The organism is Sphingobacterium sp. SRCM116780, assembly GCF_021442025.1.
In the GTDB taxonomy this organism is placed as follows: domain Bacteria; phylum Bacteroidota; class Bacteroidia; order Sphingobacteriales; family Sphingobacteriaceae; genus Sphingobacterium.
The window spans coordinates 2,849,822-2,870,407 of the sequence record NZ_CP090446.1; the positions used below are offsets into that span (position 1 = coordinate 2,849,822).

At 37.0% G+C, this 20,586-nt stretch carries 17 protein-coding genes; 2 read left to right on the plus strand and 15 right to left on the minus strand.

What is annotated here, in order from left to right; translation table 11 throughout:
- Positions 1 to 118 precede the first annotated feature (118 nt).
- From LZQ00_RS12315 to LZQ00_RS12385, 15 genes are all read right to left on the minus strand, one after another.
- A complete protein-coding gene (locus LZQ00_RS12315; RefSeq protein WP_234509592.1) occupies positions 119 to 577 on the minus strand; it encodes an SMI1/KNR4 family protein in 459 nt (152 codons plus the stop codon).
- A gap of 9 nt (positions 578 to 586) precedes the next feature.
- A complete protein-coding gene (locus tag LZQ00_RS12320; RefSeq protein ID WP_234509593.1) occupies positions 587 to 2,392 on the minus strand; it encodes a hypothetical protein in 1,806 nt (601 codons plus the stop codon).
- Position 2,393: 1 nt separating this feature from the next.
- Positions 2,394 to 2,594 carry a hypothetical protein gene (locus LZQ00_RS12325; protein WP_234509594.1) on the minus strand — a complete coding sequence of 67 codons (201 nt, stop codon included), beginning with the start codon at positions 2,592 to 2,594 and terminating at the stop codon, positions 2,394 to 2,396.
- 65 nt (positions 2,595 to 2,659) lie between these two features.
- Positions 2,660 to 6,385 (minus strand): hypothetical protein, encoded by a 3,726-nt coding sequence (locus tag LZQ00_RS12330; protein WP_234509595.1) that lies wholly within the window; start codon positions 6,383 to 6,385, stop codon positions 2,660 to 2,662.
- A gap of 126 nt (positions 6,386 to 6,511) precedes the next feature.
- A complete protein-coding gene (locus LZQ00_RS12335; RefSeq protein ID WP_234509596.1) occupies positions 6,512 to 8,446 on the minus strand; it encodes a PEGA domain-containing protein in 1,935 nt (644 codons plus the stop codon).
- Between the two features lie 815 nt (positions 8,447 to 9,261).
- On the minus strand, positions 9,262 to 9,759 hold the full coding sequence (locus LZQ00_RS12340) for a hypothetical protein (protein WP_234509597.1): 498 nt from the start codon (positions 9,757 to 9,759) through the stop codon (positions 9,262 to 9,264).
- Between the two features lie 130 nt (positions 9,760 to 9,889).
- A complete protein-coding gene (locus tag LZQ00_RS12345; RefSeq protein WP_234509598.1) occupies positions 9,890 to 10,468 on the minus strand; it encodes a DUF6620 family protein in 579 nt (192 codons plus the stop codon).
- 23 nt (positions 10,469 to 10,491) lie between these two features.
- Positions 10,492 to 11,400: a hypothetical protein gene (locus LZQ00_RS12350; RefSeq protein WP_234509599.1), complete on the minus strand. Its 909-nt coding sequence runs from the start codon at positions 11,398 to 11,400 to the stop codon at positions 10,492 to 10,494.
- A gap of 9 nt (positions 11,401 to 11,409) precedes the next feature.
- Positions 11,410 to 11,661: a hypothetical protein gene (locus LZQ00_RS12355; RefSeq protein ID WP_234509600.1), complete on the minus strand. Its 252-nt coding sequence runs from the start codon at positions 11,659 to 11,661 to the stop codon at positions 11,410 to 11,412.
- A 4-nt stretch (positions 11,662 to 11,665) separates the two neighbouring features.
- Positions 11,666 to 12,610: an SPFH domain-containing protein gene (locus tag LZQ00_RS12360; RefSeq protein ID WP_234509601.1), complete on the minus strand. Its 945-nt coding sequence runs from the start codon at positions 12,608 to 12,610 to the stop codon at positions 11,666 to 11,668.
- Positions 12,611 to 12,670: 60 nt separating this feature from the next.
- Positions 12,671 to 13,651 carry a hypothetical protein gene (locus LZQ00_RS12365; RefSeq protein ID WP_234509602.1) on the minus strand — a complete coding sequence of 327 codons (981 nt, stop codon included), beginning with the start codon at positions 13,649 to 13,651 and terminating at the stop codon, positions 12,671 to 12,673.
- Between the two features lie 89 nt (positions 13,652 to 13,740).
- Complete coding sequence (locus LZQ00_RS12370; protein WP_234509603.1) at positions 13,741 to 14,313, minus strand: hypothetical protein; 573 nt, start codon at positions 14,311 to 14,313, stop codon at positions 13,741 to 13,743.
- Positions 14,314 to 14,393: 80 nt separating this feature from the next.
- On the minus strand, positions 14,394 to 14,924 hold the full coding sequence (locus tag LZQ00_RS12375) for a DUF2004 domain-containing protein (RefSeq protein WP_234509604.1): 531 nt from the start codon (positions 14,922 to 14,924) through the stop codon (positions 14,394 to 14,396).
- A gap of 393 nt (positions 14,925 to 15,317) precedes the next feature.
- A complete protein-coding gene (locus tag LZQ00_RS12380) occupies positions 15,318 to 16,427 on the minus strand; it encodes a zinc finger domain-containing protein (protein WP_234509605.1) in 1,110 nt (369 codons plus the stop codon).
- Positions 16,428 to 16,436: 9 nt separating this feature from the next.
- Positions 16,437 to 17,567, minus strand: a complete 1,131-nt coding sequence (locus tag LZQ00_RS12385) for an SPFH domain-containing protein (RefSeq protein ID WP_234509606.1) — start codon at positions 17,565 to 17,567, stop codon at positions 16,437 to 16,439.
- Between the two features lie 199 nt (positions 17,568 to 17,766).
- Here LZQ00_RS12385 and LZQ00_RS12390 point away from each other — a divergent pair, with 199 nt between their 5' ends.
- Entirely contained in the window at positions 17,767 to 19,638 is a 1,872-nt protein-coding gene (locus LZQ00_RS12390) for a DNA topoisomerase IV subunit B (RefSeq protein ID WP_234509607.1), read from the plus strand.
- A 22-nt stretch (positions 19,639 to 19,660) separates the two neighbouring features.
- Positions 19,661 to 20,506: a formyltetrahydrofolate deformylase gene (purU, locus tag LZQ00_RS12395; protein ID WP_234509608.1), complete on the plus strand. Its 846-nt coding sequence runs from the start codon at positions 19,661 to 19,663 to the stop codon at positions 20,504 to 20,506.
- Positions 20,507 to 20,586 lie beyond the last annotated feature (80 nt).

Here is a 20,586-nt window from a genome sequence, read left to right on the forward strand (position 1 = left end):
CTACTTTAAATTTTAGATAAAATTTATTTAGTTCTCTAGGAGAACTAAAACTCTAAAATAAAAGAAAACAGCATGGATTAAATCCATGCTGTTTTCTTTTATTAGCCATAACAGTCCGTTATTTATTGGTCAACATTTCATTAATGCATCTATCAATATATTCGCTGAAAGAATTTCTAAACTTAATATAAAAAACTTCTTTACCGTTTTCTTCTATTCTTTCTTCATAATAAGCATAAACTGAGGGATTTTCCCCTTCATTTAAAAAGAAAAATAAGGCTTGATCTCTACTATATTCTGCAAAGACAAAAAAAGGTTTTAAGTGTAAGTTTACATCTGTCATACTCTCTTTTATTTCTTCTTGTATCCAACTTAATTGGTCGAATCCTCTATTCCAATCACCTAAAAGATTATCTCTATCTCCCGCTAGGTTTAGAAATTCTTTATATGCTTTAGGTAATTCAATACTCAGCTCTTTTTCTAATTTTTCAATTTGTTGTTCAGATATACCAATTCTAGATATCTTAGGATTATTGATATAATAATTTTCTAAATTTTTCAAATATGTTAAGTCCATGATTATTCCTTATTTAAACTTAGGGTATAGTTCTATTAATTTTTGTGTATTGTTTGCGCCACTACTATAGATATTAATTTTTGCATTATACTTTGCCTGAAAAACATTCATTTGCCCTTGACATACATTACAAGGATCTAATAAGGTTAATAATTCTGCTTCAATCTTTAGTTCATTTACTGACTTAACCCCCAGCTGATTTATAACTTTCTTTAAATGCGAATCTTCAAACTCTCGAAATAATTTACTTTCAGTATCTTGAAACCTTCGAGTCAAACCTTTTTCTGTAATCTCTTCAAATTGAGTTAATTTTTCCCCGCTTCTTATATTAGCAGTTTTAGCAAAACCTGAATTATTTAATTCTTTAATAGTATGTCCAGAATATGCTTTTAGTTCTATATTAATTACTTTCCCTTTGTAGCTAACCTTAAATTTGACAACCGCTATATTGGCTGATCTTAATCTTTTTTGCACAATCAGTATTTCTTCCTTAGTAAGTCCACGCAAAAGAAGTCCTTCTGCCTTTTTAATCTTAATTAGGTTTTCTAATCTTTTCAAAGAAAGATTTTTCAATACGAATTTAGGATTTTTCTTTGTTACTTCTGCAATGTGTTCTATCCTTTTCAACACCTTTTCTTTTGTTCCTTTAAAAAGTGTTGCTTTTTCAGAAATTAATGCCCATTCATCTGCTGTCCTCTCTATTCGGAGGCCCAGTCTATACGCCAGTAGTAGGAGTTCGCTTTTCAATGAAAGTTGAGCTAAAGCAGTAGAGAAGAATTCAAATGTAGAAGGTGCTGTTATACCTTTTGCAGCTTTAGGCAAAGGTAACAACAGACTAAGTATCATAGCGACTTCGTAGCTTTGCTGATAACAATATCTATAAATAGAACCATTGCTATTTTCGTAATCATATTGTGTAATAATGTCTTTAATCTTAGAAAATTTTTCAAAAATACTGATGATCAATCTGATAAAACTCTTTAAGTTTGCTCTATCGGTCAGTATTTCGTATAAACCGGGAAGTAAGAGATATAAGCCTTCTATAGAATCGATAAAAGCATTCCAAAAGCCACAGAATTCGGCATTAAAGGCATATACCCAATTCACCTCCTTTTCCTTGATTTTATAATATTCTAGTTCCTCTTTGGAAACTGTATATCTTTCAATCAACGTTGTAGGATTTATACCAAAAGCTTTCAAAAAACTATCATTTATCAAAGGATCAAAATTGGGTAGATAGGGCAGATAGTTAAAATCCTCTACTTTATTTTTCCGAATATCTCCTGCATAGTTATTTAGTCCATCCATAAAATATTTGAATGTTGTTGTAATTTCAATTTTATTAAAAATCCAATCGACCATACTTACGTAATGAGCTTCAGCTTTAAATTCTAGATCCAGAGCTTTATTAATTTGATATGCTTCAAGTCTATATTTATTAAACTCTTTTCTGTATAATTCTAAAATGTTTATAGTGAGATCTTCTTTAAATGTATCCAGTTCAGGATTTACAGTTTTTACTCCATTAGATTCTATAACGTAACCTCCAGTAGCAAAAACGCTGGTATTCAGTTTTATACAATCAAAAATATCACTTCCCAAATTGCAGATCACATATTCTACATCACCAGTTTTACGATTTGAGAAAAGGTGAAATAATATTAGATTTGAATCATTTCCTTCAAGAAACCAAAAAGCATTATTAACTGTATTTTTTGTTTGCTCATAAGCAGCTTTTAAAAAAGTGGAATATATATCCGATTCAAAAGTCGTTTCAATGACTCTTATTTGTCTAACAGAACATAAGTCTTCCATATTATTTGTATTTAATGTTAATAATTGTTGAAATTTCTTGATATGAAATTTTTTCAAAATCAATATCTGGAAAGTTTCCAGCTATAGCAGGATATTTCGCTTTTTTTTCTAGAAAATTTCGGTACGAGTTTCCTGCAAAAGCAGTATCCTTCAACCCTAAGGCCTTTACCTTAGAGATCCCCAATCTTTTTATAGCACTCATTTTATTTTGTTTAAGATTAAGTAATAGAAATGGTGGCAGTTATACCACCATTTCCTTCAATTAATTTAGCCTAATGTACTTGTCGTACCTGGCAGAGACAGCATAACTGCATCTACAGGTGCTCCAAAAGCACTTACGGTTTCCAATTCCTTCGGATTTTCACAGTTCTCCGGATTATCTTCAGGGAAAATCGGTAATGCATCTTCCACTTCAAGACCCGCAGATTTTGCCTGCAGTATGGTCAAAGTGGTTGGTACACGTGTAATCCAGAATTTTCCTTGCGGAACACCTGTAGGTTCACGCATTTCATCCACAATCGATAGGTATAACGGATCACCAATAACAGGCACTATCCCGCCGTTCCAGATTCTTCCGGTATTCATAAAGAACTGTACTGCATCTTCAAAGCCTGGTTTTACAGTGACAATGACACGTGCCATACCCGCCTGTAAGAAACTACGGAACAATGGATTCAGTTCTTCTGACATATACAGATCCTGCCAGTGATTTTTATTTGCCCAATAGTAGGGATAGAAAGTATAATCCATCACAGTCCATTCAAAAGCCTGCTCCATAAATTTAGCAAGAGCAGTGTATTGATCCAGATTGTCACCAAACTTCATATTAAAGCTCTGCATGTTTTGACCGTCATCTACAGACATTTCCAAGCCTATGGCGTTGTAATTCTGCAGGAGATAAGCAATACAGTTGTGCTTTAAGATATTGGACTCTGTACTGCGGTAGAAGATTGCAGCTTTTTCATTGTTCTCTTTTTCCTGTTCTGCAGCCTGTTCATTAATAGCACTTTGTGCTTCACGGAATTTCTCATATGCAGCTTCATAAGCCGCAACTAACAAATTAAATGATTTGATTTTCCACATTTCTAAGAACGCAGGTACAATGGAACAGCTTAAAACCATAGAATAGTTAATCGATCCAATATCCCAAGAATTATTAGTCACTTGGATATTGCCTGTTATTTCACCTCCGCCAATATAATTTAAGTCAATAGGCCAATCATTTCTGTAACCTCCTGTATGTATTATTTGGCCTGCAACGTATGTATCAGACCACATATTCCCGAAACAAGCTTGGCTCTTACCTTCGCCCACTCTTACAATACCTTTGATGGTATCTAATTTATAATTCTCAGGCAAGTTAATATCAAATTCTGCGGCATGAGATTCTCTTCCGTCATTACTCCATTGCTCGATCGATTTGGTTAACGGAATAACAGCTGTTAATGGGTGAAATTCTAAGTCCAGTTCCGGATAGAATTTTAACCAGTATTTCAGTTTATCCTCCGTTACCTCACTATATGATCTTAAAGCAACCAAATCATTGGCTTTTCTAGGATCTAAAGGCTCAGTAAGTGTTGCTTTTACTGATTTTGTTGCCAAGGTATGAAGTCTTGCCGGCTCAGGAATCATAAATTCAAACATCATCCTCTTACCATAATTGAATATCTGATTTTTCATTTTCTTATCTACCCAGCGGTAGACTCCAGAAATATGCTGCGGACGGGTATCAGGAGTATTCGTTCCGATCACTTTACCACGGTTATCATATTCATGGACATTGGTCTCTGTATATTCTTTGATGATCTTTTCTACACGCTCTTCTGAAATCTTTGTTAGCACACTTTCCAGCGCCCGCTCGGTAATTTCCTGGGATTTCGCAACAGCTTGTCTGGTGCTGTCCTGCTGCGCGCTGTTACTTGCATAACTGCCGCCAGCTTCAAAATACCAGGTTCCCGATTTACCAAATCTGGTATGCGCGTCATAGCTTTGTTCTTTTTCCAATTGACGTGCCACTTCCGTCTGCATATCCGCTCTGGATGTTTTAGTGGTATCGGAAAGTTTTTCCGTTTCCTGACTTTTGGATGTACTGGTTGTAATTTCCGAATATTCTCTGGATGTGGAGGATTTATGGCGCAGCTCGCTGGCCATCACATTTTCGATATTGGAAATTTCTCCTGGTACATAAGCATGAATGCTCTGCTCTACTTTTAGATAATCGGCAATCCCCAGACGTTTAACGCCAAAATGTTTAGGCTGGAAAACAGACGGTGTATCTCCAGAAGCTGATGATTTTGTTATATTTAAAATACCGTTCATGTCTGTATTGACTGCTAAAGAAGCATAATCTAATGTGCTTTCACATCCGTTGTCAAACCAGATATGTATGCTTAAACTACCTATATCCTCAAATCTTTCAATCAGCATTGGCGGAATTGTTATGCTGCCATCGGTAACCGCAATATTATATTGTGTTTCCTCCTGAGAAAGATCACCAGTACCTACGGAAATTTTTATGGACGAAACAGACCAGGAGCTATCTTCAGTGGTGAAACCAAATTGCAGATAACCAGTGTTTGTCACAAATAAACTATTCTCGGAAGTTAAGCGCAAATAATAACTATTTGGAAATACTTTCGCACTTTCTGCAACAGGAATCAATACCCCTCCAATATTTGCAAACTGTCTTTGTGGCAGCACCTTAAGCGATGATGCTTTTGAAAAATTTTCAGAAATTCCGCTGTTTAATTTTGTTATTACAGCTTCAAAAGTTGAATATATAGCATTCAATGACAGGGTAAAACCGTTGATCTCCGCCAATGTGGGTGAAATCACCTGAATATCAATTTCGACAGCTGGATTTTGGGAGATATACATTTTTAAATCTTCACCATAATTGGTGAATAATTCCACAAATACAGCAAAGGAGGTACCTGACAGTTTATTCTTTAATACTGTCAGATCAATTTCCTTATTGAAAATAAATTCAAACGGAGGAATATTAACCGGAATAACATTTTGATATGCCGCGGTTTTTTCAGCGTCTGTCGTCTGATCCGTAAAGCCCGCTTCTACCGCTCTGACCTCGCCTTCGTATCTATCCTTTTCTGGCTGTATACTAACCTGATATGCTGCATACTGCGTATTATACGAGGCATTGTAGGCAATAGTATACTCTTTTCGAGCATTTTCCAGCTCGCTTTTAAGTACTTCAAGTGCATCTTTCCGCAACAAACTCTCTGAAACTCCTACTTCGATATTTGCCATATTGGTCAGCTGATTTTGCTCCGATACAGATAAAGTTCTGCTGTTAGCATATTTTATGCTCGCACCCCCAACGGCACTTTGATTCACAGTAAATGGAATTCCATTATTCTCTGTTGTGGTACGCAGCACTAAAGCATCAGGAAAGACAATTGCTGCTGTTGCTGCTTTTGCTCGAAAATCTTCCCCATTGATTTTGATGGTCTCTTCGGTTCTCTCCAATGAATCGGCATCCAGGTAGTGAATAGCTTTGAGGATCTGAATGATCACTTCTTTTACTTGAAAATCATGCTGTGTTACAGTCTGATAGATCATATTGTCCCAAAGGATCTTCTGCTGTGCAATAGTCTCATCTGCATTCAGACCTGAAGTTTTGGCACTCCACTCTGCTGTAGCCTTATTGATAGCACTCGCTGTAATTTCTTCTCTTTTACAGAGGCTTTTCCCCAGACTGGACAATGCAGGATATAGGTTTTCCAGTTTTATATCTGATTTAAAATCTTCTGGAACTGTAAAATCCTTAGAAGCTATTTCTAATGCTGTAAATTTTGTAATACCATCAGTTGTAGCTCCCGCTTCTAAAATGGCATCAAAAAAGCCTTTTATTCCTTCTACATCCGGACGGTGGATAAAGCCCAGATTTTCTTTTCTTGTTTCTGTTAATTGCGGGCTTCGTAAACCTGCTAAACGAAAAAGTGTCTGTGATGCGTTATTATTATTTGTACTCATTTTTTTATTTTTTTAAATTTTTAGACATAGTTTTACCTGTTGACCTGATTGCAGATCAATTTTTAAGGGTAAAAATTTATTTGTTAATGTGCGTGGATCAAGAGGAACTCTCTTGTCTCTAAAAGCTTAATATGGAATCGCGTTGTTGAAAACAAGTGCTGGCAAAGTTGCCTTGTCCGTGATTCTGGTATCCTGATTCAGCAGATAGAACACACCGTTACGGCCATCATTCTTCTCATCTGTTGTTCCTCCCGACTGTCCAAGCATCTGTTTAGCATAAGCATCTACACTTCCTGCTTTCGCATTTGGAAATTTAGCCAGGAAGTCTGCAGCATTGAAACTTTGGTTGATGGTGACCGGACTAGCACTAGCAGTATAGTTCAGATCATGATTAAATCCATATGTCGCTCCTGTAGCAGCTGCCGTAAACGCACCGTTTAAAGTCAGGATATTCGGATAACTCGCATCCGGGAACATCACATTTAAATCATAGGTTAAGCCATTTCCTGCCATTTCAAATGGTTGTCCCCCATCATTGGAACGAATGGAAGTCGTCTCATTCTTGGCAATAGGAATCATTCCTCCCCAGCTAATCGCATGGGACACATGATTGGTCTGCGTAAACATACCGCCGATATGTTTCATATTGGGCGCATATTTCAGGAAGTTCGCTTCACATAGGATCCGATTGTTTTTAGCAAATAGGTAGAATGCATTTTCGATCGTACCCGTTGCATTACCCACTGATTTTCCGTTCCAGAACAGTTCTCTACGCACAATATTAAACGCCAGGTATCCTGAAGTCAGGTTACCAAATCCACCTTCGCCGATATAGTTAAAACAATGCGATACATCTTTTAATTTCGGATTCTTCCAGAATAAGGATACCGGTATAAAATCATAGGATGAGTTTATACTGTGTTTATCTCTATAATTTCCTGCTGTGATTCCATTGTAGTATCCTTTTCCAAGTTTCGAGTTTTTAAAACATTCAAAAACACTCACCAGATCAGCGAAACTGTCCAATAGTCCAGGAAGAATCTTTTTAAGCCCTGCTTTAAAGAATGTACCCATTAATATCGTTGGTTTGGTAATCTGCGCAAGCATGTCTGCAGGAAAACTGTCAAACTCCCTGCTTACCCCAAAACCGTAAAATGTGGCGTTCATGCTGGTTACTTGCGGTGTTTCCAATTTAAAACTTGTACTGACATTTGCCTGGGATAAACCAGCAAAGGTATAATCCAGATTCGCTAACGAATCAGACCTGAACTTCGAAATCTCCTGTACATAATTGTTGATGGTTGGAGATAGATATCCTGCCCCGCTTGTCAAACCTTCACAGAATCGTACATAGCTGACGTTGGATCCAGCATTTATGGTGACTACATAGTCTCCAATATTATCGAAGACATGATAAAAAGTATTACCATTGTCTACATAATGAATATTTCCTTCATTATCCGTCCAGGACTGGGAACCATTGAAAGGAGGCACCGAAACCAGGTCTTCTTTTCCATCGCCATAGTTAATCTTAGCGAGTGTCTGGGTGTCCGAAGTCCGCAAAAGTGCGATAGGCACCTGCTCATTTAGTTGGGTAGTTCTTACTGTGAATGTGATCTCGGTATTCGACAGATCTGGTTCGAGTGCAACATCGATCGTCATGTCTTCTGTAACCGTCACCGTTGCTGTTTTTGGAAAATACCCCGGTCTTTCTACCGTATAGCTCACCGTTGTTCCTATGGTCATATTGCTGGTATTTCCTACAACATCATTGATCTTAACCGTCGCATCGACAGGTGTTGTGGTGATCGTCAATGTACGTTTTGTCTTTCCGTAGAAAATTAAATCTAATAAATCCTTAATAGGCATTTGGTCGAATGTTGTCCCAACAGGTACTCCTCCTACCGGGTAAATGCTCGGAAGCGGATTGGTATACTGCATCGATGCAGCATCCATCATTTCTTCCTTGTGCCAGTAGCTCTCCAGCCATGCCCAAAATTGTTCTTGATCAGGGACATCCCCATTTTCAAAAAACCTTTTTAATTCTGATTTTGTTGTCATAATAAATTTTAAATACTTTGTGGTAATGATGCTGACATGATCCTAATGTCCGACATCACCTTGTGATCAAGAATTGAGGCCAAATACTTTTTATTTTAGCTTCTAGAATACCAATAATCTGTATGATCAACCGTCAATTATCTTTGATTACTATACAAAAGTAGCGGGTTTAAGAGCGGAATAACCCTAAAATCTGCTGTTTCTAAGCGGTATCTCCGAAATACCGAAAACTATGAAAATTAGCTAGTGGAACGTATCCTAAAATTTGTGGAGAGAACTTCTATGATGACAAATTTATCATGCTTAAAGAGTCAAATTCAGCTATAAACGATGGTTTGTGGATGTTAGATTGATAGAAACGCTTAGTCAAACAATCAAAAGTAAAGTTGTCAGCATATCGGATAGTGATACGATAACAATCCTTGATTCAATAAATACTCAAATTAGAGATGGTTTTTATGGATTGACTGTTCAGAAAAAAGACAGGACTTTGCGAATGTAGCAAAGCAATTTACCGTGGATCTATGTTTTTCAAAGATTATAATTGGTTGACGTCAGAGATACCGATCGTTATGAAAGAAGAGCTGGTATTGTATGGACAAGTGCTACAATTAGTATCAATCTAAAATTATTACTAGCAGGTACTTGCTGGGCATTATATAGCTGCTCAATAAATCCGATGAGTTTGCTTAGGCTGAGCATTTGGCTCAACGTTATAAATATGGGTTGTGGGAACAACCCAATACTGTAAGATTTTCGGAATATTAGGAGGAGTAAAAAGTTGCGCTTTTAAAAATAAACCTTGACAGTTAAAACTATTTTAAATTAACTTCATTGGAAAAAATCACCATTCTTCCGTTTGGATAATCGCCATCCCAACCACAAGGCCAACCAGAATGAAGATAAACATATCGAATGGTCTTCCATATTGGGGGCGCATCCATCTCCATACAACAGAAGTCAAACATTCTACAAAAATCTGATATCATGTTATCTTGCAGATTTTCTGCTGCATCATTTGCATTATGATATTTCTTATTTTTAGATAAAAAATTATCTGAAACATACTTGAGATTTTCAGAGTCAAATTCGGTAGATGGGACATCATCAATATCCCAATCCCCTGAATTTTGAATATCTTCCCAATCCCCAGCATCGGTAATGTTATTAAAGTATGCATCCGCCACTTTAGGATCAGTTATTATTAAAAAATTATCTTTTAAGCCATGGTAAGGTTTTTCAAAATATTCTTCCTTTTGAAGGAAATTGACCAAATCTGGTTCAAGTCTCAAAACTTCTTTAAAATTTCTCATCAATACCTCTCTTAATCAAATCAGCCCAATCTCATTGCTTGAGAAACACCATATTCGCCCCAGTAAGCGATACTAAATGCACTTTTTGATGATACTCTTAGCATATGGTTTGTGCAAAAATCTGGTTCAATTAAAACTCCACATCATCACCGATATTTCCACCCTGTTCAGAAGCAAATTTTTGAGCATACTCCGCTTGCTTCTGTTGTTGAAAACTTGACCAATAATGTACTTGCTCCACATCTTCACCGATAGCCTCTGCGGTCGAAACCTCTGCCCATTGCATCGCTACGTTCTGAAATTCACCTAAGGTGATACCGTAATTATCCAGTATCCATTGTGATCCATCATAGCCATACTGGTAAGCAGCTATTCTTGCTCCGCAAAGCTCCTCATAGAAATGACGGTCCGATTTTAGTTTTTCAAGATTCTGAGCACCTTCAGCACTAACCTCTGGTTTTAAATCTTTTAATTTAGGATGATTATCTGTGTTAGCGTAATGTTTACCAAATTCGGTTATAATCACAAAATCCTTATCTTCCTGCATTCGGGTAATCCACAATGCTGAAGCTTCTTCATAAATGGCATTTTCAATACCCAAAGCTTTTAAAATGGCTTCTTGCTCTATTCCTGATGCTATTTTAGCGGACACGGTCGCATAATCGTAAAGCGAAACACCGTGAATTGGTTCTAATAATGGATTACTCATTTTTTCTTTATTTGTCGTTTATATTAATCTTTTAATCTAGTTTCCATATAGTCATTCAGCATACGGTTATAAAAACGTTCATGTTCTGAACGGAGTGCTGGGTTTATCTTGTTCCACTCATCAAACATGCCGCGCAGATAATTTTCATAACGGTTTATAGAATCTTCTCTTGCTTTTTCCCAATGCTGCACAATTGCCCTGAATTCAATACTTTTATTGTTTTTTTCTAATTCATCTCTTTCAAAACTCATTTCCATTTCCAGATGATGTTTTTGCTGAAAGAGTCTTCCTTCCGTATCCAAGGCTTCTTGGTAATGTTGTAATAAAGGTAGACTTCGCTGTTCAGCCAATGAACGTCCAAGATATTCCAATGATTTTGCCTGTGAACTGGGCTCAAAGGTGTTTTGGGTCTGACAATATGAGCAGGCTATGTAAGTCGTGGTGAAATAGATCTTATCAATGGTCAGATTTCCTCCGCATTGTGTACAACTGAATTTGTCTTTTATGTTTTCAAATTCATCCAAAATAGATTGGTACTGTGCCTCCAGATCCTCCGAAAATGTAGCCTCTATTTCTCTTCGATAATGTTGTACGAGTTCATCTAATCCATTATAAGCATCACGACAGATCCTTCTCATTTCATAGTATTGATCTCGAAGATCAGGATCATTCAAAGGAAAAGTGTAATTGGATATTTTTTCTTCCAATACGTCGTAAGCTTTCTTTCGGATGCTTTCAACCTGTCCCAGTACGGCAGATCTCATCCGATGATAAGAATCTTCATCATCTTTATTCGCATTCATTTCACGAAGTTCCGGAATCGAAGCTTCTGCAAATTCCTGAAGTTTGGTCTTTAATTTATCAACGAAAACCAGAAATCGTTGTTGGGTATCCTGCATATCGGTCTTGATAACAGATGGATTGTACTGCATGGTTAGTTACTAATTATTAGAATTGTCTTCTTTTTTAATATGGATACCATCGGTCAGTTTTACTGTCATGAATTTAAAGCCACAGAAAGCACAATGTGTCAATCCATCATCCTGAGCGCGACCTGCTCCGCAATTGGGACAATCTTTGGCTTTCATATTCGCAGGCCTGTCTTCCTGTTTTCCACCGTAGGTCTGTTGTTCTTGGGCTTTTTGTTTCATGCGCTCCAAAATGGAAAGCGGTTTACTGTTTTCTGTTCCCATCGTTTTACAGTTGTTTAATAAGATCTGCTTTTTTGGTTTTATATTCTTCTTCGTCAATCAATCCACTTTCAAAAAGTGTTTTGAGCTTTTGCAATTTTACCGTTATGTCATCGCTATTATTTGGTGGCTGATGTTGCTGCATTTGGTTCATCATCATTCCCGCCATCATCCCGTTTACAGTTGCCTGATTTGATACCGTTCCCTGTTGTGAGATCGCATTGGCGGTATTGAACTGGGTATATTTATCCATATCATTTACCATATTCATATTGGTGATCTTATCAAAATGAGCCGATACCTCTTCTGGAAGTGTTACACTGCTGATCGTAAAAGTTATCAGTTCAATTCCGAACTGCTCAAAATACGGTTTCAGAAATGGCTCTACTTGCTTACTCAATTCGGTAAGATTACCAGCGACGTCTTTTACGGACATATTCTGCTGTGCCAATACTTCAACGAATTTCGGAGCAATAAAATCCCGTAATTCGTGCTGTAACTCAAAAATGTTGAAGGTCTCAAAACTCCCAGCATATTGACGAAAAAAAACGCCCATATGGCGGATCTGTATATCAAATGTTCCAAATGCACGAATGCGTACTTGTCCGAATTCGGGATCCCGCATCATAATTGGGGCGCGAGTTCCCCATTTGTTGTTTACAAACTGACGTGTATTTACAAAATAAATATCTGCTTTAAATGGACTATTGAAGCCATATTTCCAACCTTTGAGTTTACTTAACACTGGAATGTTCTCCGTACTCAACGTATGCAGTCCAGGAGCAAAAATATCAGCAAGCTGTCCTTCATTGAGAAATATGGCGGACTGAGATTCCCTTACAGTAAGCTTTGCGCCGTTTTTAATCTCTTTATCTTCGTCTTTGTATTTCCATAGCAACAGATTAGGATCTGGCGTTGTGGCTTCGATTATTTCTATAAAAGGTAAGTTCATGGTTTAGGGTTTTGCGTATTAAATTCATTTACATGTATGCTGCATGAATAAACAATAAGATTATGTATATTCGAAACAGACAACCGCTTTCCGAAGTTCTTTATTGTAAAATAGATAGGCGTGATCAGCACCAAAGCATTGGAATAAATAGCCGGTAAAAGTTCCGACGTACTCAAATATATTTCCATCCTGATCACGTGGCACTTCTGTTAAATTCGTGTTTTCAAAGCTTTTCATTTTTTCTAAAGGAATAGTATACTCTTTCATTAAGCTTACACAGCCTTTAGAGTGAAATTGAATGTCATCCAAAATGCCATACATTTCGGGATATTTAACGTAATGCCGATCTTTTTTAACATTCTCTTCGAGTTTTTCAAGCGTGAACACTTCGTCAAAATAATTGCCGATCGTAAAAGGATAAATACGATTGTGTTTCTTATAATAATTTTTAGCGAGATCGTAGGTTGCTTGGTTCAATCTATAGGCGCCTGCGAGGCTATCGCTATCCGCTTGAATGGCTTGTTTCTGGAATCTGTCTAGCATAGCATTTACAAAACCTTTATCTTCTGAAGTAGCAAAGAGTTTGTACTTCGCCTTTAATTTGTCGGCGGTAACTGTAGACAATCTTTTTCCAAAAGAATCGACCCATTCTTCAGCGGCTTCCTGTGACACAAAATCAGATAGTTTGTCCCGGTATAACTTTACGATTTCTTCATTTGCCAGTTGATATTCTTCAGGCCCATGTTCGATGACGAAATACTTCCAATCTGCTTCAAATTCATACTTGTCGCCAATGACATTAAAACCGACCATATCTTCTTTACAATAATCGGTATGATAATCCTGGGTTTCCTGTCCCACACATCCGTCGTATATTTCATTCACGGAAACAAAGTGAAGCCATTGGTTTTCCTCGGGATAAATTGCCTGCAAATTGATTGAACAAATTGGCAGAAAGTGTTTGCGATATTGATCCATATCTCCAATGAATACTTCTTCGCACTCGGGAAAATATTTTATATATTTTTTGTCTAAATCCATAAGCCGGATATTTTTTATTTTTCTAAACACTCCATGATCAGCAACAACATTTCTTGTTTATATCTGCTTCCTTAACATACTTCATTTTTTCAGTAATTAACAGGTTTGGGCATATCCAGAATTTTGTATTCTACACCATGTTTATCGGCATAAGGCATAATGAGATCGTGAACTTTATTAAATTTTTCATCCACAATAGGTCCTTTTATCTCATCCAGTTCTTCGATAGCTGCATTGATCTCTTCGTCAGACTTGCCGTCATCAATCATTTTGGCAATTCTTGGAAAATCGGTCTTATAGATCTCATCTACGTATTGAAACATTTCCAGAGAGACTTTTAATATTGGTGCTGTTTCGTCATCAGGTTTTATACCCTTTACATCCTCGATATCTTTGTCGAACATATGGACATAGTGATTCTGTACATATTCTGAAGCATTCACATTTTTCACCTCATTCTCTTGGGTTACGATTTTAAGGCTTCCTGCTTTGAGCTGTCCTCTTATTTCATTAAAGTGCTGTTTAAATCCATTTGGTATTTTATTACTATTCAGTTTTACCTTTTGAAATACCTCTTCTGAATAACTTTTTTCTCCCAAACTACATGATGTTACAGATAGCATTAAAGTAAAAAATATAAGGATTAATGATTTCTGATTCATTTTTTTATTTGTTTTGTTGTTAATTAAGCCCTTCAGGAATCAATATTGTCAATACCGTTTTAACATGCTATCAGCTAGTTTTAGCTCTCCCATGTCATATCGTTAAACGCTCCATTTTCACTGGTTTTTAGCACTATAATCTGGTCAGTTATTGTTCTTCTACCGTCTACATAAATATTTCCTTCGAAAGTGTAGTCAAAAACAGCAAAAGATTCGGTGTTGTAGGCTCCATCAGGATATAAACCAATGCGTTCAAGCTTCAACTTGCCTAACATTTGCTTTTCTGGAGACACCTTTTGATTTTTGACATCTATCAATTGTTCAAGTTGGTTCTTTGGTAATTCTTCAAGGTGAAAATCAATATACTCTCTTACTAAACTGTTTTTTTCATCGTAATTATTGATGATCTGATTCAGGTTTGACTTATCAAATGCGTCCATACCATTAAGAAAAGTTTCTACTTTAGCCAATGTTGGTATGTCAATTTCTTTGTTTCTAAAATTGAGGTCAAGATTAAGTTTTCCACCATTAAAATCTATAGTAACTCGATAATACTCGTTTAAATTCTCTGTTACAATAGCTCCAAAATGAGCTAACGTGTAATTTTCCATCATTATTTTTATTTATTTCAATCAGGTATCAACCTACAACTTCTCTTTAAAAATTTCGTTCAATTTATTATATCGTGTCTACATTTTCTTTTTGTTCAGTAAAAAGAGTAGAGCGTGTTTCGAAAAAATATATCATTTCTGTTATTGATTTATTACAATTCAAAATTCCGACACCCAAGTCCGATAAAAAAGAAAACATCCGCTACAAAAGGACTACTTTTCTAATTAAAAATTACTACAAAACGTCTACAGATTTTAACTAAGCAACAGATTGGAAGTGTGCTCAAAAAATTAAGTGATAAAGGACGTTTTGAAAGAAGGAGGAGGGAATTTCTAAAGCTGAAACGGAATAGATTTAAAATCTGATTAGAACCAAGAGCAATGAACAAGAACCTACCCCATTTGAGTTAATAAAAAGATAATGATAAGTCCTAATAGCACAACAAATGCGATTTTCCAAAAACTATAAGGTCGCTGACCGTAAACGGTACCATTAAATGCATTGACCATAATCTGATAACTCTTATCCTTGTATTGGTAAGCCGATAGCCAAACGGGTAATAAAATATATTTCAATTTAATCGCATGATAAGTAGAGTCTATGTTATCTACCTGTTGCGTATCACCGCCGATATCACGTCGTACTGTATGCTCAATTTCATTGGCCATGATTGTTTTTGCAGTCTGCGCCGCAGCAACATGATCAATGGTGAAGGTTTCTGCAATAAAACCACTCAAATATTGATCATTATATGGTTTCAGATAGGCCGTATTCCAGGGACCTATCTTGGATGCAAAATTATTAGGCAACGATGTGGAAGCACTAATCAAAACATCTTTAAAACTATTATGTACCTGACCAGATGCATAATACCATCTTGTCCGTTGTTCTTCATAGCTTTCGGATTTACCGTCAGAAGTTTTACGCGTTCTCGTCACGTAGTAGTATTCTCCCCTTTGACCTTGATAAGAAGAATCCGCTTCCGCATCATAACTCCAAAATGGAATATAGACGCCTTTTAATCGATTATTCTGTGCGCTAAAAACACGTTTGAAATCATTTGGGGCAAACCAAAGCGCTCCAGCCCACTGTTTAAAAAGAGGAAAAGCCTTTTTCTCTTCAACAAAAAAAGGAATTAAGCCATGAGGCTTGACGATTCGCTCTTCCAAATGGTCAATCACTAAAGGGGAGGCACAGAAAGCGCATAAATCTGCTGTGATATGCGGATTTAACGTAGAGTTGGCACCACAATTACGACAGTGAACGACCTCAGCAGAAATGGTAAATCGCGCATCAGCAACATTCTGCATGGCAGTTGTAAACTCCTCATAATCCACAGATTTGACAACATGATCGATGGCGTCTGATTCCGTGATCTGATTTTCAGTTCCACAGTATGCACACTTTAAATAGGAAGTTCCAGGTTGGTAGTGCAATAGTGCTCCACAACCTTGACATTGCAAATGTTCGCTGATCGCTGCTGTTTTATCTTCAAAACTCATACTATCCGATTATACGCCTGGAAGTGGGGGTGGTACAGTATGAAATAAATTTTTCAACTCTTCGATTTGATTCGCTTCTTTCCAATTTTCTAGACCTGCTTTCCAAGCCAGTGTCGAAGAAAGTAAGGTGCCTTTTTGGACTTCTTCTTTCAGTTGTTCGATCGTAAAAGGTCCCGCTTGTACCCCATTAATCGCTAAAAAATAGTGTACAGCTGTCGGTATCGCAGGTGGAACCACAGCAGCACTAGTACCTGACGGATTATTTCCATCAAATTTATTCTGTTGAAATACTCCTCCCATTTGTCCAGCCATTCCTGCTCCTAGTCCTACGCCCAATCCAGCTCCCATAATTCCTCCCCCACTTGGATTCTCGGCAGCCTTTTCCATCGCGTTTGCAGCTTGAAATTGTGCATAAGCACCCAAATTTCCAACGATGCCCATACTGCTTCTCTTATCCAATACTTTCTCAACTTCTTCAGGTAAAGAAATATTTTCTACCAAAAACTTCGTTAAGCTCAATCCAATTTCCTCAAACTCAGGACTTATTTTTTGTTGCACAAAAACGGAAACTTCGTCATAATTGGAAGCTAAATCCAAAACCGCAATTTTTGATTCGGCAATCGCATCCATCCCACGAGTGACAGCGATATTACGCAATTGTTCATTGATATCTTCAATCGTAAATGTGGGATTGGTCGCGGCTATTTGTTTTAAAAAGACCGCGGCATCTTTGACTTGAAAAGCATAAGATCCAAAAGCACGTAATCGTACAGGCCCAAACTCGACATCACGCAACATAATTGGGTTTTTCGTTCCCCACTTTTGATTCGTAAATTGACGTAAGCTGACAAAGAAAACATCAGCTTTAAAGGGGCTATTGAATCCATATTTCCATCCTTGTAATGTCGTCATGATCGGCATATTCTGCGTGGTCAATACATGTCGACCTGCTGAAAAAACATCTGCAATCACACCTTCATTCATAAATACAGCAACCTGACCTTCTCGAACAGTAAGTTGTGCATTCATTTTTATTTCATTCTGATAACGTGGAAACTTCCACACAATCGTATCTGAACTATCATCAACCCACTCGATGATGTCTATAAACTCGTTTCTTATTTTATCAAATAATCCCATAACTTGTTTTTTATAACTTTCCTTAAACTTAGATAAATTTCCTTTTATATCCAATAGAATCACCTTGTATATAAAAGAATTCAAAAATGGATCAATCGCACATTTCATGCAAACTAAATATTTTAATTAAACTTTGGACTGCTCTTATTTAATCTTTATTTTGCTATTTTTGCTACACACTGAAGAATAATTAAAGAACATGAGTACTTATAACGAAGACAGTATACGTTCCCTTGATTGGAAAGAACATATTCGCTTACGTCCTGGTATGTATATTGGGAAATTAGGAGATGGCTCTGCCTATGACGATGGTATTTATGTCTTATTAAAAGAAGTAGTCGACAACTGTATTGACGAGTTTGTCATGGGTGCGGGAAAAACAATAGACATTACCGTGAATGACAATAAAGTTGCTGTTCGTGATTATGGTCGAGGAATTCCAATTGGTTCTGTGGTGGATGTTGTTTCTAAAATCAATACCGGTGGTAAATACGACAGTAAAGCCTTTCAAAAGTCTGTAGGTCTTAATGGGGTGGGTACAAAAGCTGTCAACGCATTATCAGGACAGTTTACTGTTCAATCTTATCGTGAAAGAGTAACCCGTATCGCGCAATTTAGTCAAGGAGAGCTTCTTACAGATGAGGAAAAAGAAACAACACAACGCAACGGTACAGCGGTAACATTTTACCCCGATGAAACCATATTCCGGAACTACAAATATCGTTTAGAATTTGTAGAGAATATGATCTGGAATTATGTTTTCTTAAATTCTGGATTAACGATAAATTTCAATGGTCAAAAATTCATTTCTGAAAATGGATTGAAAGATCTGTTAGAACGGAATATTGACACCGAGTCTATGCGCTACCCGATCATTCATCTGAAAGGTGAGGATATCGAAATAGCCATTACACATGGTCAGCAGTATGGTGAAGAATACTATTCTTTTGTTAATGGACAACATACGACTCAGGGCGGTACGCATCAAGCTGCTTTTAGAGAAGCTTTAGTGAAAACAATACGTGAGTTTTATAAGAAAGAATTTGAAGCATCTGACGTACGTTCTTCTATCATTGGTGCCATTGCGATAAAAGTACAAGAACCTGTTTTTGAATCGCAGACGAAAACAAAACTAGGTTCGCAAAGTGTTGGACCTGATGGGCCAACAGTACGGACATTTATCAATGATTTCTTAAAAAAAGCATTAGACGATTATCTACATAAAAATTCAGATACGGCTGATGCCTTATTGAAACGTATTCTACAATCCGAGAGAGAGCGTAAAGATATCGCAGGTATCAAAAAATTAGCGAATGAGCGCGCGAAGAAGGCTTCTCTACATAATCGTAAATTACGGGATTGTAAAGTACATTTTTCTGATAAGAATGAACGAAATCAAGAAACAACCTTATTTATTACGGAGGGGGATTCTGCTTCGGGATCGATTACAAAGTCTCGTGATGTACAGACACAAGCTGTTTTTAGTTTAAAAGGTAAACCATTGAACTCCTATGGCATGTCGAAGAAAATCGTCTATGAGAATGAAGAGTTCAACTTATTACAACATGCGCTGAATATTGAGGATGGCTTGGATGGATTACGTTACAACAATATTGTGTTTGCAACCGATGCCGATGTTGATGGTATGCACATCCGTTTATTACTATTGACATTTTTCTTGCAATTTTTCCCAGATCTTGTCAAAGCTGGCCATGTTTCTATTTTGCAAACACCTCTTTTCCGTGTCCGAAATAAAAAAGAAACAATCTATTGTTATTCGGATGAAGAAAGACAACGTGCTATTGCTAAATTAGGGAATAAGCCTGAAATTACACGCTTTAAAGGTCTTGGTGAAATTTCTCCATCAGAGTTTGGTTTATTTATTGGTAAAGACATCCGTTTAGATCCTGTCTTTTTATCAAAAGATAACAAGATAAAACAGCTTTTGGAGTACTATATGGGTAAAAATACACCCGATAGACAAAAGCACATTGTCAATAACCTTCGAATTGAATTGGATCTAGAAGAAGAATTAGCAAAAGAAGCTCTAGAAGCACAACAAGCGGGTTAAAATAACCCGCTTTTATCAGCCTATGCAAAACCAAACCTTAATTCTAATCCAATGTCAAGATGCTGTCGGATTAGTCGCACGTATAGCGAATACGGTAGCCGCATACCACCTCAATATCGTGACCATGCGTGAATTTGTGGACGAAGAAGCCAACAAGTTCTTTGTCCGTGTTGCCTGTAATGGTGAACTAAATGATAGCGATCTATTGATTGCATCACTAAAAGATGTATTACCGAAAGATGCAGAAGTAAGTGTAAATCCCAGCCAAAGAAAGAAGATCGTCGTGTTGGTCACCAAAGAGCATCACTGTTTGGCTGATATCTTGGTCAGACATCATTTCGAATCCTGGGGAGCTGAAGTGCAAGCTGTCGTGGGTAACTATGACGAGTTGAGAAATTTTACTGAAAAATTTGAAATTCCATACCATCATATCGACCATGAAGGAAAGACAAAAGAGGCATTTGAGCAAGAAACTATTGATCAAATCAACCGTTATGATTATGACTACATTATCTTAGCGAAGTTTATGCGTATCTTATCCCCTACTTTTGTACAAACTTTTGAGCACAAACTAATCAATATACACCATTCCTTTTTACCTGCATTTATTGGTGCAAATCCCTACCGTCAAGCGCATACAAGAGGAGTCAAAATTATTGGCGCTACAGCTCATTTTGTCACCAATGATCTGGATGAAGGTCCTATTATCGTACAGAATACCGCTCGTGTAGCGCATAACTTCACGGTAAAAGATATGGTGTCTGCTGGTAAAGAAATTGAAAAAGCGGTACTCAGCAAGGCGATCAAACTATTGAGTGAAGATCGTGTGATGCTTAATGGGAATAAAACAGTGATTTTCGATTCTTAAGAGAAAAGATGATAACAATCATTTTTTCTTGCTAGATACATTACTTTTTGATTTCATTTTTATTCAGTATTTCGTACTGA